The sequence below is a fragment of the Eudoraea adriatica DSM 19308 genome, assembly GCF_000382125.1.
Lineage (GTDB): Bacteria > Bacteroidota > Bacteroidia > Flavobacteriales > Flavobacteriaceae > Eudoraea > Eudoraea adriatica.
Genome location: NZ_KB907548.1, coordinates 278,804 through 292,637, shown reverse-complemented (window position 1 = coordinate 292,637; position 13,834 = coordinate 278,804). Strand labels below are relative to the sequence as shown.

17 protein-coding genes are annotated in these 13,834 nt (G+C 37.8%); 3 read left to right on the top strand and 14 right to left on the bottom strand.

The features are described from left to right. Positions 1-87: 87 nt before the first annotated feature. Positions 88-456 (bottom strand): hypothetical protein, encoded by a 369-nt coding sequence (locus G504_RS0108325; RefSeq protein ID WP_019669705.1) that lies wholly within the window; start codon positions 454-456, stop codon positions 88-90. 136 nt (positions 457-592) lie between these two features. On the opposite strand from G504_RS0108325, the gene G504_RS0108320 reads away from it, so the two are divergent. After that, the gene (locus tag G504_RS0108320) at positions 593-1,549 is read left to right on the top strand and encodes a TerC family protein (RefSeq protein WP_019669704.1); all 957 of its coding nucleotides are present in this window, start codon (positions 593-595) and stop codon (positions 1,547-1,549) included. A 9-nt stretch (positions 1,550-1,558) separates the two neighbouring features. Here G504_RS0108320 and G504_RS0108315 read toward each other — a convergent pair whose 3' ends face one another. Beyond that, the gene (locus G504_RS0108315; protein WP_019669703.1) at positions 1,559-1,900 is read right to left on the bottom strand and encodes a hypothetical protein; all 342 of its coding nucleotides are present in this window, start codon (positions 1,898-1,900) and stop codon (positions 1,559-1,561) included. Positions 1,901-2,152: 252 nt separating this feature from the next. Then, the gene (locus G504_RS0108310; protein ID WP_157473141.1) at positions 2,153-2,533 is read right to left on the bottom strand and encodes a hypothetical protein; all 381 of its coding nucleotides are present in this window, start codon (positions 2,531-2,533) and stop codon (positions 2,153-2,155) included. 129 nt (positions 2,534-2,662) lie between these two features. Between G504_RS0108310 and G504_RS19150 the strand changes: the two genes are divergently transcribed. Beyond that, positions 2,663-3,169: a YceI family protein gene (locus tag G504_RS19150; protein WP_019669701.1), complete on the top strand. Its 507-nt coding sequence runs from the start codon at positions 2,663-2,665 to the stop codon at positions 3,167-3,169. A gap of 46 nt (positions 3,170-3,215) precedes the next feature. Here the strand turns inward: G504_RS19150 and G504_RS0108300 are convergent, their stop codons facing one another. The 11 genes from G504_RS0108300 to G504_RS0108250 form a co-directional block, all read right to left on the bottom strand. Continuing rightward, positions 3,216-3,647: a hypothetical protein gene (locus tag G504_RS0108300; protein ID WP_019669700.1), complete on the bottom strand. Its 432-nt coding sequence runs from the start codon at positions 3,645-3,647 to the stop codon at positions 3,216-3,218. Further along, the gene (locus G504_RS0108295) at positions 3,644-3,904 is read right to left on the bottom strand and encodes an acyl carrier protein (RefSeq protein ID WP_019669699.1); all 261 of its coding nucleotides are present in this window, start codon (positions 3,902-3,904) and stop codon (positions 3,644-3,646) included. Before G504_RS0108295 ends, G504_RS0108300 begins: the two co-directional genes overlap by 4 nt. Before the next feature lie 9 nt (positions 3,905-3,913). Continuing rightward, positions 3,914-5,188 (bottom strand): beta-ketoacyl-[acyl-carrier-protein] synthase family protein, encoded by a 1,275-nt coding sequence (locus G504_RS0108290; RefSeq protein ID WP_019669698.1) that lies wholly within the window; start codon positions 5,186-5,188, stop codon positions 3,914-3,916. Beyond that, on the bottom strand, positions 5,178-5,633 hold the full coding sequence (locus G504_RS0108285; RefSeq protein WP_019669697.1) for a 3-hydroxyacyl-ACP dehydratase FabZ family protein: 456 nt from the start codon (positions 5,631-5,633) through the stop codon (positions 5,178-5,180). The genes G504_RS0108290 and G504_RS0108285 overlap by 11 nt, the downstream gene beginning before the upstream one ends. Before the next feature lie 3 nt (positions 5,634-5,636). After that, positions 5,637-6,428, bottom strand: coding sequence for an SDR family oxidoreductase (locus G504_RS0108280; RefSeq protein WP_019669696.1), 792 nt, complete (start codon positions 6,426-6,428; stop codon positions 5,637-5,639). A gap of 19 nt (positions 6,429-6,447) precedes the next feature. Beyond that, entirely contained in the window at positions 6,448-7,503 is a 1,056-nt protein-coding gene (locus tag G504_RS0108275) for a type III polyketide synthase (RefSeq protein ID WP_019669695.1), read from the bottom strand. Then, positions 7,496-8,224, bottom strand: coding sequence for a methyltransferase domain-containing protein (locus tag G504_RS0108270; RefSeq protein ID WP_019669694.1), 729 nt, complete (start codon positions 8,222-8,224; stop codon positions 7,496-7,498). The genes G504_RS0108275 and G504_RS0108270 overlap by 8 nt, the downstream gene beginning before the upstream one ends. Beyond that, on the bottom strand, positions 8,221-9,342 hold the full coding sequence (locus G504_RS0108265) for an NAD(P)/FAD-dependent oxidoreductase (protein ID WP_019669693.1): 1,122 nt from the start codon (positions 9,340-9,342) through the stop codon (positions 8,221-8,223). The genes G504_RS0108270 and G504_RS0108265 overlap by 4 nt, the downstream gene beginning before the upstream one ends. 81 nt (positions 9,343-9,423) lie before the next feature. Beyond that, positions 9,424-10,098, bottom strand: a complete 675-nt coding sequence (locus G504_RS0108260) for an OmpA family protein (protein ID WP_040443994.1) — start codon at positions 10,096-10,098, stop codon at positions 9,424-9,426. Positions 10,099-10,126: 28 nt separating this feature from the next. Beyond that, positions 10,127-10,636, bottom strand: a complete 510-nt coding sequence (locus tag G504_RS0108255; RefSeq protein ID WP_019669691.1) for a lipocalin family protein — start codon at positions 10,634-10,636, stop codon at positions 10,127-10,129. A gap of 81 nt (positions 10,637-10,717) precedes the next feature. Next, complete coding sequence (locus G504_RS0108250; protein WP_019669690.1) at positions 10,718-12,694, bottom strand: alpha-ketoacid dehydrogenase subunit alpha/beta; 1,977 nt, start codon at positions 12,692-12,694, stop codon at positions 10,718-10,720. Positions 12,695-12,824: 130 nt separating this feature from the next. On the opposite strand from G504_RS0108250, the gene G504_RS0108245 reads away from it, so the two are divergent. Next, positions 12,825-13,775, top strand: a complete 951-nt coding sequence (locus G504_RS0108245) for an isopenicillin N synthase family dioxygenase (protein ID WP_019669689.1) — start codon at positions 12,825-12,827, stop codon at positions 13,773-13,775. Positions 13,776-13,834: the final 59 nt, after the last annotated feature.

The following is a 13,834-nucleotide window of genomic DNA, read 5'->3' as shown; positions in this document are numbered from 1 at the left end:
ATTAACGAAAATTTAACGGCACTAAAAATTTGATCAGAGCTATAAACAATCAAGGGGCTGATAAATTAAATTAATTCAAACTAGAGACTACAAACCCATGGGTTGTAATCTCTCCTTCATCTTCTTGTATTCCTTGAATTGCTTTGAGTCCAGAATAGTACTCATATGTTTCGTTTCCTCTTTTGATAAATCCATAAGGCTCTTTTTCTTTTGTTCCTCAGTAGCTTTGCTATTTCTTATTGAATTCTCTTTGGCTATTACTTCAACAATCTTTGCATATACAGCAGAGGCTTGCTCTATAGTCATCCCTACTTCTGACTGATACGCCTGCACAAGTTTAGCAGCTTGCTCTTCGGCTTCATTTTGAGGTACAAATTGGGCACTTGCGGTATGAACACATACCAGGGTAAGTAAAATTATTTGGGTCTTAATGAAATTTTTAAAGAGGTCTTTCATACTAGTGATTTATCTTCCAAGTTAAGAATTTATAGTTCGCTAATTACTATAGGTTGTTAATATAATTTATATAATCCAACTACCATTCCAAAATTATAAAAACGATTCTTATATTAGCGAGCTAATTAATATTTGCATGATAATCTGGGGTGCCTTTATCTTCCTTGTTCTTATTTTTCTTGCACTCGATCTCGGTGTATTTAATAAGAAAGATCATGTAATACGATCTAAAGAAGCCGGTATCTGGACAAGTATTTGGTTTACCGTAGCTATGAGCTTTAGTGGGATGATCTACTGGCTATTCTCCAGCGGCATTATCGATAATCCAACTGATTTAACTCCGGGAGACGCGGTTTTAAAATATATAACAGGATATTTAATTGAACTTTCCCTGAGCATTGATAATGTGTTTGTTATTGCCGTTATCTTTTCAGCTTTTGGCATTCCTCCTATTTACCAGCACCGTGTTTTATTTTGGGGAATCCTGGGAGCAATAGTTTTCAGGGCGTTTATGATCCTGTTTGGAGTGGCGTTAGTTAACGAGTTTGAATGGATAATATATGCCTTTGGTGCTTTTCTGCTATATACTTCTTATAAAATGCTGAAAACAGGAAATTCAGATTTTAACCCTAAGGAATCTTTTGTATTTAAACAAATTAAAAAAATATATCCTATTACAACTGTAATAAGAGGGCATAATTTTTTTATAAAGAAAATGGGATTAACGGTTGCGACGCCATTATTTGTAGCACTTATAGTGATTGAGATTACCGATGTAATGTTCGCTTTAGACAGCATTCCGGCTATTCTTGCTATTACTGCAGATCCGTTCATTGTGTTTAGTTCCAATATCCTTGCAATACTGGGATTACGATCTATGTATTTTCTGGTTTCAAGAATGTTGACTAAATTTCGATTTATACATTACAGTCTTGTTGTAATATTGGCATTTGTAGGGTTCAAAATGATTTTTTCTCATTACGTTCATGTTCGTGAATGGATCTCTCTAACGGTCATTGTTGTGTCGCTTTTAAGTGGAGTTATATTTTCCTTATTAATTCCCCACAAGCAGGAAGCTACAGAAGACTTTTAAAAATTGTCCCTAGCTGTGTAATCTGGCCATGCCAATATATTCCAGAACTTTTAATTCTAATGCTTTATAAGTTTCCAATTGTTCTCTAATGCGCTCTTTTGCATCCTCAAAGTATAACTTATGATCTTTCAGGGCAGAGATAATCTCGCGGTTAGAATTTTTTAAATTCTCCAAACTATTTTTTAATGATTCCATTCTCTCATATAAACTGCGGGTTTTTGGCTCACATACATACGATTTTAATTTTTCTTCGAGTGATAGCAGGTTCCGGTTGTAGCGTTCCAGTCGCAACAAGGCATCATTGCTACTGGAGTTAGTGGGAACACCTGAAATGGGTCCTGTTGCAGTCATAATATTGTAATTTTTGGGGGGCTTCGTTAAACCAATTTGTGCCTTTAATGTACGAAATATTTGACAAAAAAAGAATGCCTTATAATCATATAACTGAATTTTAACTATTTCTTAAACTGCTTAACTTTAATATAATTTCCGGATTTTCTTAACCCGAAAAAGACGCTATGCTTTATCCACTTGCAAAAATGAGTGTAACTCCGGATCATTAAAAGGATTATTAGACCATTAAATCATTTAAACCAAATAGATTTAGTGTGTTGTTTCCTCAAATTCAAGGTCGGCAATTACCTTATTCCATTCGTTGGAAAAAGGGGAACGATAAAGCTCTTTAAGTAACCTGCGCCTTTGTCTTTGAGAAATGTTTAAAGTGTCTATGATTTCCAGCCGTTTCTGAATGGCAGACCTACGGTTTAATTTTAGCCTCATCCTCTCTTCAGGAGAAATTACCAGATCAGAATCAAACCTCTCCAGGACGGTCCTCTGTTTTATTGTAACTTCTTTTTTAATACTATTTTGAAACTCTTCCTGGCAGTACGCTGTAGTGGTCATAGCACATAAAAAAACAGCTATTCCATAACTTCTTAGATGTAAGGTATAAAAGAATCGCATTGCTTTTGTTCTCTTTTGCAAAGTACTGATTATAAATGAAATGTACTATAATATTTCCCTGGCTTCCACACAGTAAAACGAGTAAAATAACCACTTTATCGTTTCTAAGTTTTAATTACCTTTGGGTAAAGACTGCAAAACAGATATCTCATGAAGTTCTATTCCAAAGTCCTGATCGTCTTTTTTTTAGCAATCCAGGTTTTGAATGCCCAACAGGATATTACTTCTGCGCGAATTGAATTTGTCTTCGTTTCTAAAGATGTTGATGGTTCAATTGAAGGCTTTGAGTCTTCATCTGAAATTTCCCTTAAAGAACTTACTAATTCAAAATTTGAAGGTTCTGTTGCTGTAGGCACATTAAAAACAGGGAATTTTTTGCGTGACTGGCATTTGAAAAGCAGTAAATATTTTGACGAAGAAGAGTACCCTCTAATCACATTTAAAAGTTCAGAAGTCAGTTTAGTTGAGAATGGATTTAAAGTTGTTGGAAAGATCACGATCAAAGGAATCTCTAAAAATCTTACATGGTATTTTGATCAGGATGGAAATATACTAAGAGGGGCTGCTATACTATTTTGTTCCGATTTTAATATCCATATTAAAAAAGGCAGGGAAGACAACAAAGTAGAAATAAACCTGATTCTTGAATTAGGTTAATATTCCTTGTCTAAAAATAAATCCTATCCAAATATTTACTTTGAGCCTATTCTCTAATTTTAAAAATATACGCATAGATTTTACCTACAGCCCAATTCCCAAGAGGAAAATACAAAGCAAAGAAAAGTGCCATCCCGAGAGTGAAGTTTCGAATCCCAATTAGTTCATCCAGGATATTGTCAGGAAACGCATAGGATGTTTTAAAGAAATAGCCTCCGAATTCCAATAGCCCCATTGCCACCAGTCCATAGGCATATTGCATATGGAAAGGGAGTTTTCGCAGCAATAAAGAAATTGGAACCATATATAAAATATAGCAGCTGATTACCTGCCACCAAAAGGTAAACCTAGCAATCTCCAACTCATTGCCCAACCAGTTCATGAACATACCCCACGCAAAATAAATAATGCAATAGGTGAATATTAGCCTGTAATCTACCTTTAACTTTTCAACGGCCCAGGAATAAAACGATTTCATTGCTCCTTGGAACTACGTTTTTTATTGATAATAGCCATTGCATCATTCACTGTTTGCATTTCATCCATGTCATCATTTTCAAGTGTAATTTCAAAAGCATCTTCCACATCAAGAACAATATCTACCAGGTTAGCAGAATTAATGTTGAGTTCATTTATAAAATGACTGTCTGGTGATATGTCATCAACGGATATATCCTCGGGCAAATAGGGCTTTACTATCCCTTTCAATTGTTGATAATATTTTTCTTCTTTCATAGTATTTTTTTAATCCTTAAAGTTGCTAAAAATAACACAAGCATTTACATCCCCAAAACCAAAACTTGCTTTTGCGATTGTTTTAGGTATAAAGTTTATGGTCTTTAAGGGTATACGGGATTTATCAACCAGTTTTTCTATTTCGGGATGCAAATCTTCGATATTTACATTTCCAAAAATTTGCTCTTCTCTAAATTGCAGCAATGCCCCAACACATTCCATACTGCCTGCAGCAGCAAGGCCATGGCCCATAATTCCTTTAAAAGAATTAATAAAAGGAAAATTTAGTCCGGATCGCCCCAATGCGAGGCTCCAGTTGAGCACTTCAACAGGGTCTTTTCCGGTAGCTGTTAAATGACCATTTATAGCGTCAATATCCTTACTTTCTATTCCGGAATTTTTTAATGCCAATTTTATGCACCGCTGTACAGACAGGCTATTCGGGGCGGTCATACTACCACCCCCTCTTTGACCACCACTATTTATGGCGCCACCCAAAACTTCAGCGTATATTTTTGCGCCTCTTTTTTTGGCACTCGTCAATGATTCCAATACCAAAGCCCCTGCCCCACTCCCTGGAACAAATCCGGAAGCAGAAGCGCTCAATGGCCTGCTGGCATTAGAAGGTGTATCATTATACTTTCTAGGGAGAATGCGCATTGCATCAAAGCCACCCCATACATAGGGTCCGCTGTCACTACAACTTCCGGTCAAAATGCGTTTCGCTTTGCCTGAACGTATCCGGTCATAGGCCATTATTACGCCTTCGGTACCCGTAGTGCAGGCAGAGGAATTAGTAGTAACCTGGTTACCAGAACCAAGTATCCCCCCCAAATAAGCACTTATGCCGCTTGCCATTGTTTGGATAACTGAGGTGCTTCCCAGCCTCCTGGTATTCCCTGCATCTACCAGATGAATTGATTCGCGGAATTTATCAACCCCTAAAATACCCGTTCCAAAAATGATTCCACTATCCCAATCAGGCTCATCTTCCTGTGCCTTGGTCAAACCGGCATCTGTCCATGCATCTGTCCCTGCAATAACTCCATAAACAAGTCCGCTTGCATTTAAACCTCTAAGCTGCAAAGGCGTAAAGTATCTATTTATATAACCTTCATTAATATCTGGTATACCAGCTACTTGACAGCCAAAATTCAAATCTTTTAATTTTTGTTGAAAACTTATTCCACTAATACCTTTCTTCAGGCTATTGGTAAAGTCGTTAAGCGTTACGCCATTTGGGGCACAAATACCTAAACCTGTCACTACTACTCTATCTTCCATTCGCAGAATTTTTTATCATTCCGGCTAATTCACCTTTGCATACCAATTCCTTAGAAGTATTATACATTTTTACTTTACACTTTAATTTATTGAATCTGAAATAATCCTTTTCTGAGTGTACAAATACAGTCTCTCCGGGGTATACCGGAAGGTAAAATTCCATTTCAGAACCACTGAATGCCACAGTTAGATTATCCAGATTGCTGTCTGGTTCTTCCGAGAGCAAAAAAATACCCAGGCATACCAATCCGATTTGAGCACAACATTCTGTAAGAATAACCCCCGGGGTTACCGGAAATTGTTTAAAATGGCCTTTGTAAAATTCAAGATCTTCACAAAAATGAAAACTACCCGTAACGCCATTTTCATCTATATTTGACAAGCTATCTACAAACAAAAATTGTTTGGAATATGGTAACTTTTCTAAGATTTTATTAATTTCCATGATTTAAGTTAAACTTTCACCTCCATCTACCTTAATCACAGTTCCATTTATCCATTTTGCCTCTTCTGTGCATAACAAATAGACTACATCAGCTATATCCTCTGGAGTGGTAAGCCGTGCACCTGGATTTTTTAACTTTGCCTGTTCTATTAAAATTTCACTGCCCGGAATACGTCTTAGCGATTCTGTATCTGTGACCCCGGCCTGTATGCAATTGGTTTTTATGCCTAAAGTTGCAAACTCCATAGCCATATTTCTGGAAATAGCTTCTAGTGCGGCTTTTGCGGCCCCAACAGCACCATAGTTAGCTATTGCTTTTGTAGAACCTTCACTGGTAAATGAAATGATCCTTGTATCCTCGGCGAATAAAGCCGCCTTAATTAATGCCTGGGTCCAATCATAGAGACTTAAGGCCATTGCATTAATCGTAATCTGAAAATCCTGGTTACTTAGTTCTTTTTCCTTTGAGGAATGCATTGGTTTAAGGTTACCCTTGGCAATACTGTGCACCAAAACCTTTATCTTATGACCTTCAGGAAGAAAATCCTTAATTTTTTGTGTTAATTTATCTCTGCTGTCCTTTAATATAGCATCCTGATTATAACTCTTAAACAACACTCCCGTTGCAGTTATTTTCATAAAGTCATTGGCTATACCTTTCATATCCATATTACGGTCCCGATGAACAACAAGTATATGGTAGCCGTTCTGTGCCAGCTTTATTGCCGATGCAAGACCAAGACCCTTGCTGCCTCCCAATATTAGTGCCCAATTTTTTGTTTTTAGTTTGTCCACTTAATTAAATTTTTCGTTCTTACCACTCCAGCAAAACACGTTGAGCCGAAAATCCAGGTCCGAAACTCAGTAGCAACCCTTGCTCCCCTTTACCAATTTCTTTAGACATAAAGCGTTCCAGCACATAAAGCACCGTTGCACTGCTCATATTCCCATACAAACGCAACGTTTCACGCGTATCATCTATGTTTTTCCCTAACTTTCCGAATAATTCTTCAACGGTCTGGACAATCTTCTTTCCACCGGGATGAAAGACTAAATGATCTACCTGCTCAATAGAAGTGCCGTTTTTTTCTAAAAAAGGATGTATTATTTTCGGAAAATGCTCTGCAATGGTTTCGGGAACAGAGGGGTCAAGAATCATTTTAAGACCTGTGTTTGTCAGGTCGAACCCCATCATATGTGTGGCATTCCTAAAATGATACATTTCTTCTGCCACAATTTTAGGTCCATCGGCATCTTCTTCAGAAGTCAACAAAACACAAGCTGCACCATCCCCGAATATAGCTGCGCTGACCATGTTTGCCATAGAAAAATCTGTAAGCTGGAATGTTGCCGTTGGGCTTTCCACAGCTATCACGGCCGCACGTTTACCTGGATTTGCCCTTAAAAAGTTGGCGGCGTAAATAAGTCCTGAAACACCAGCTGCACAACCCATTTCAGTTACTGGCAGGCGTACAATATCCTGTCTTAGCTCAAGATCATTTACAATATACGCATCTAACGATGGAATCATTATACCTGTGCAGCTTACCGTAATTATATAATCCAGGGAATCTGCCTTCCAGTTGCTCTCATTTAATGCTTTCCTAAGTACAGATGTCCCTAATTTTTTTACTTCCCTTACATAAATATCGTTTTTAGCCTCAAGACTGGTAGCGGTAAAGACATCTTCAATCCCCATAATTCCGTAGCGCTTGTCTACTGCTGCTCCCTCAAATATCTTCACTACTTTTCTTCTGAACCTATCTTCCTGTCCGCTAAGCCATAACTCAACAAAAGGAAGAATATGCCTAGTTTCCCTGCAGTAAGGCGGCAATGTTTTAGCCACAGTTGCTATTCGTACATTATTCATATGATTGGCTTAGTCGAGATGTCTGAATTACCCATACATATCTAAAAGCCCATTTCCAATTAATAGTATGAGTTGTATGAGTTAAATCTTTTGAAAAAGTTATTAAGTCTTTTTTCTTAAATCCACTTTTAATTGAGATGAGACCATCATGTTTTGCAATTTTTGTTTTTATAAAAATAGCACTAAACCCTTTAAAAAGATAATATGAGAGCGCACTTCTTTGCAAGTCATTGATAACTATGCCAATTTTGGCCAATTTTGTGAATTTAGACAGGAATAATGGTATTTGCGCATTGCTAAAATGATGCATTGTAAGTGTACAGAGCAGTATATCACAGTTAAAATCCTGTGGCTTCAAAGCCAAAATGTCCTGTTTTAAGAATGTAATCTCGGGAAAATCAACTGATAATTCTCGAGCTATAGCTAATGCATTTTCATTGAGATCCAGGCCAATTAAGACAACTTCTGTCTCCTTATTCCTAAAATGACCGGCAATTTGCCTAAGCATTTCCCCATCGCCACAGCCCATGTCTGCTATTGTATATTGCTTCCCGGGAAATAATTTAATCAGCTTACAAACATTAGCCAGTGTAATTGCATTGCCTCCTAAATAGCGATTACTTTTATTAATATCCCTAAAAACCAACCGGAGTATATCAATGGGGACATTTGGTTTGTCCATTAATTCGGGCTCTGTATTTCTATATTGAAAATCCATCATAAGGCTATTGGTTTACCATGTGTTCTTTTAATTAGCGATCTGATTAACCCAGGGGATTTAGTGATCGTTCCCATAAGGATATCAGAAGCCCGTGCACTTAATAAAATAGCCTGTAAGGCCCTGCCGGTTTGCAACCGTCGTTTGAATGTGCTTTTCCATTTTTTGCTGTAATCAGACTCCATTTTACTTCGGTTATAACCAGACTCTTTAAAGAAATTGTCAATTCTCTCTGATGCAAGTTTAGCGCTATGTATGGCCATGGCCATACCGTTACCGCAGAGTGGATGGATCAAACCTGCCGTATCGCCGCACATAAGAATATGGTCCTTTATTGTCTGTTTGGATTCGAAGGACACTTGTGCAATACTCATAGGTTGGTCGAAAAGAGGTTTTGCGTGCCTTAGAAAGTGATTTAAAAATTTGTTCCTGGCCACAATATTGGAATTAAACTTCTCAATGCTTTTTACAGTTTGAAAACTTTTATAAGAGGTCAGATAGCAAAAATTTACTGCTCCGGACTCAGTTTTGGATAAGCCCCCGTAGCCACCTTCAAAATTATGCAGCGCCACTAAGTTCTCAGGAAATTCCGGGAAAGCATAATGGGCTTTTACTCCTATCCATGGCGCATTTTTGTATATGAAATTTCGATTCAGCTGTTTATCCAGACCCGATCGTTTACCGTAAGCCCCGATTGCTACTTTGGCCGAATAGCTGTTTTCATTTTCTGTGTCTATGGTGAATGAATCATTTAAATATGTAACATTTTTAACGGTTTCAAATTTAACAGAGACTCCCAGAGAAAGTGCTCTTTTATAGAGAGCATTATCAAAAGTATATCTGCTGATTCCAAAACCACCCAGGGGCAATTTTGTTTGAAGTAATTTTCCGTGTTTTGTAGATAATTGAAGCGTATCTATAGCAGCCACTTTGGGTAGTGTTACCCCAAGACTTTTAAGATAAGGGACTACTTCATTAGACACATATTCACCACATACTTTGTGATGCGGATAAGGATATCGTTCTATAAGAAGCAATTTATACCCTTCGCCGGCCAGATGAATAGCGGAAGTTAGCCCGGCTAATCCTCCCCCTATTATGATTACATCAAATTGTTCCACTTTTTGAAGATAACTGTTTTTGTATAAAAAAACCCGACTTATAAGTCGGGCTATACTTAATTATTAACTGATTAACAAAAGCTAATTGGCCTGAGCCTTGGCATCTTCAATCATTTGTTTATTGGCAGATACTCCAATTTCTACCCTCCTGTTTTTGGCCTGTCCGTCTTTAGTAGCATTGTCAAATCTTGGTGAGGCCTCGCCAAATCCCTCAACGGTCATTCTGCTTTTTGCCACGCCTGCATTGGCTATATATTGAGCAACAGCTTCGGCCCGCCTTTTTGATAACTTTAGATTATACTCATCATTACCTACACTATCCGTATATCCCTGTATCATTAAATCCGTGTCTGGAAATTCATTAAATATTTCGGCAACTTTATCGAGGTTTGACTTGGCTTCAGCTGTTAATTCCGAACTGTCAAAAGCAAAGTTTACACCACTTTTATCATCAAAAATTATATGTATCCCTTCTCCCACACGTTTTACATCTGCACCTGGAATTTCATTTTCAATTTTCTGTGCCTGCTTGTCCATCTTATTTCCAATAAGACCCCCTGCAACTCCACCTATTGCCGCACCAATTAAGGCACCTCCAATATTTCCGCCAATTAGGCCCCCAACTACTGCGCCTCCCGCTCCACCTATGGCAGCACCTCGTTGCGTTTTATTGGAATTTTTAATGGCATTACAACTGCTGTTTAATGTAAGGAACATCATACCAACCAATAGGAAACTTGTAAATTTTCTTGTCATCTGAATACTATTTTGAGTTCGTTTTTTTTTAAAGCGTAACATCTTTTGAAACCTTGTCTAAAGTCAGGACCACATCGAAGGGTTTTCCATTATAATCAACCTTTACTCTAAATACCACATTAGATTCACTTAAGCTTTCTATATTCATTCGGTAGCCACTTTTTTCACCACTTAGTGGTTTATTTTTGTTGTCCACCAATTTAAATTGGAGTTCTGTACTTCCATCTCCTGGCTCATAGAAAGACCAAAGAATACGATGCGTACCTTCCTGGCATCTGTCAGACCCGTTAATAGAAAATCTGCCCGTTCCGTTGTTTGGAATAAACATCCATTCACCTCCTTTATAACAAGGCGAATCGGCAATTCCAAACAAATCTGTTTTATAAAGCCCTTCTTCTCCAACAAAACGAATATTGGTCAGAGACCAGGTTCCTTTAAGGGTTTTTTTCTTCATTTGAGAAGATTGGGAAGTAGCTGTATTCGTTGCAGAACATGCAACCAATAGTATTGCCAGAATTAAATAAACTGTATTTTTCATAAAGGATTATTTGTAATAATTTTTGAAGTAACTAAAGTAAAAAATTTATTGATTCAGGTTCTTTAAATCAGGGGTATATTTTTAATATTCCATCAACTCAATTAAGGAGGTCCGAAATCTTTCTTTGGGTAAATAATTATTTTCCAATGATTTGGCAAATGGGACCGGAGTTTCCATACTCGCAACCCGTTTCACCGGAGCATCTAAGAATTCAAAACAATCCTCCATCACAAGGGCAGCTATATCACTGGCAATCCCTCCAAACATACTATCTTCCTGTAGAATAATTAATTTCCCTGTCTTTTTTACAGATTCATAAATTGCTTGAGTGTCTAAAGGTTGAAGTGTGCGCAAATCTAAAAGATCTGCTCGTATTTCGGGATGTTGCTCCAAACATTCAAGAGCCCAGTGAACACCAGCACCGTATGTGACTATTGAAACTTCTTCACCTTCTTTCAACAGGGTGGCTTTTCCAAATGGCAATGTATAATAGGAAGTGGGAACCTCCTGGTAAACACTGCGATAAAGCGCTTTATGTTCAAAAAACATTACTGGGTTCGGATCATTAATTGCCGTTGCCAAAAGCCCTTTTGCATCATAAGGGAAAGCAGGATATACTACCTTTAATCCGGGAGTTTTTGTGAACCACGCCTCATTGGTCTGGGAATGAAACGGTCCGGCTCCCACGCCTGCACCACATGGCATTCTAATTACCACATCTGCATTTTCATTCCACCGATAGTGAACTTTTGCCAGGTAATTGACAATAGGGTTAAAACCTGAACTGACAAAATCACCAAATTGCATTTCCATTACAGATTTTATTCCGTTAATAGAAAGCCCCATGGCTGCGGATACAATTGCCGATTCACATATAGGTGTATTTCTTACCCGATCCGCCCCAAAAGCTTCTACAAACCCCTCTGTTATTTTGAAGACGCCTCCATAATCGGCAATATCCTGACCCAGAATTACCAAATTATCATGCTTTTCCATAGATTGCTTGAGGCCTTCAGAAATTGCATCTACAAGGCGAATATTTTGTGATTCATTATTTGGCTTAATATCTTGATATATAAATTCTTTATAGACATCATTTAATTCTTTACTTTCATCAAATTCTACTTCTCTTTCCGCGTATGCCAGCTGTAGGTTTTCATCTATTTCATGAATAATCTCTTTTTTAAATTCAACTTCCTTTTCCTCAGAAAGAACCCCCTGTGCGTGCAAATATTCTACATAATTTTCTATTGGATCCATAGCAGCCCACTCCTCCAGCATTTTCTTAGGCACATATTTAGTGCCGCTAGCTTCTTCATGCCCGCGCATTCGGAATGTTTTGAATTCCAATAATACCGGCCTTGGCTCTTTTCGGATGCTTTCACATAACTCATTGACTTTGCTGTAGACTTCAAGGATATTATTTCCATTTATTATATGGGCTTCCATTCCATAGCCTTTACCTTTATCTGCTATATGCTCGCATTTAAACTGCTCGGAAATTGGTGTAGAAAGTCCATACCCATTGTTTTCAATACAAAATAGTACGGGTAAATCCCACACTGCGGCCACATTGAGCGCTTCATGGAAATCACCTTCACTAGTGGCTCCTTCCCCTGTAAAAACAGCTGTTACTTTTTGTCTTTTTTTAAGAAGGTCCGCCAGGGCAATACCATCTGCTACCCCAAGTTGAGGTCCCAGATGGGAAATCATGCCGACAATCTTATATTCCTGAGTTCCGAAATGAAAACTTCGATCACGGCCATTTGTAAACCCACTGGACTTACCCTGCCATTGGGTAAATAATCGAAATAAAGGTATGCCCCGTGTTGTAAAAACTCCCAGGTTTCTGTGCATTGGAAGAATATATTCATCCTTGTTCAAGGCACTGGCAACTCCTACGGAAATTGCTTCCTGTCCAATACCACTAAACCATTTAGATATCTTTCCCTGACGCAAGAGTATGAGCATTTTTTCTTCAATCATCCTTGGCTTTAACATAGCCCGGTAGAGCTCAAGCAGCTTTTCCTTGCTAATCCCCTTGCTTAAATATTGCATAATTTAATGAATATATTGTCACTATAAACGGGTATAAATGTAACAAAATTGAGTTCAATAAAACAGCAGAAATCCACGCTTGTTTACATATAATAATTAGTAACTTTGAAAGGACTATAAAACCATAGCCATGAGCAAAATTCCCAGTGTAGACCTTAGAGATTATACTAGCGGCAATCCGGTGCGAAAAGAGAAGTTTACGAAAGAAATTGGCAGCGCTTTTGAAAATATTGGCTTTGTGGCCCTCAGTGGTCATTTTCTTTCTGATGAACTGGTCAAAGATTTATATGGGGAAGTTAAAAAATTCTTCGAATTACCTCAGAGTGTGAAGGATTCTTATGAAATAGAGGGTATTGGAGGTCAAAGAGGCTATACATCCTTTGGCAAAGAGCATGCAAAAGGAAGAAAGGAAGGAGACTTAAAGGAGTTTTGGCATTTTGGTCAGTATGTTGAAGATGACCCAATACTTGAAAAGGAATACCCGGAAAATGTAATCGTAAGAGAATTGCCAAAATTCAATACAGTTGGCAAAGAAACTTATAAGATGCTGGAGAAGACTGCCAAATACGTGCTAAGAGCACTGGCGCTTCATCTGAATCTTCCTGAAACTTACTTTGATGGTTATATTAAGAATGGTAATTCTATTTTAAGACCAATTCACTATCCTCCAATTGTTAATGAACCTAAAAATGCAGTGAGAGCGGCTGCTCACGGAGATATAAACCTCATAACTTTGCTGATGGGAGCACATGGCAGAGGCCTTCAGGTTCAAAATCATAAGGGCGAATGGATTGATGCAATCGCCACGACGGATCAGTTAATGATCAATGTTGGCGATATGCTTTCGCGCCTGTCGAACGAAAAATTAAAATCTACAGTGCACAGGGTTGTTAATCCTCCCCGCGAATTATGGAATACTTCCAGATATTCTATTCCTTTTTTTATGCACCCCATAAGTAGTATGCCTCTAAATTGCCTGGATAATTGTATTGATGAGACACACCCTAAGCGCTTTGAGGATATTACAGCAGGAGAATTTTTGAATGAACGCCTTGTTGAACTGGGATTAATTAAAAAATGATTTATTACTTTAAGTAGTATTATATAATATATTATTTTACAGAATATTAAAATATTTTT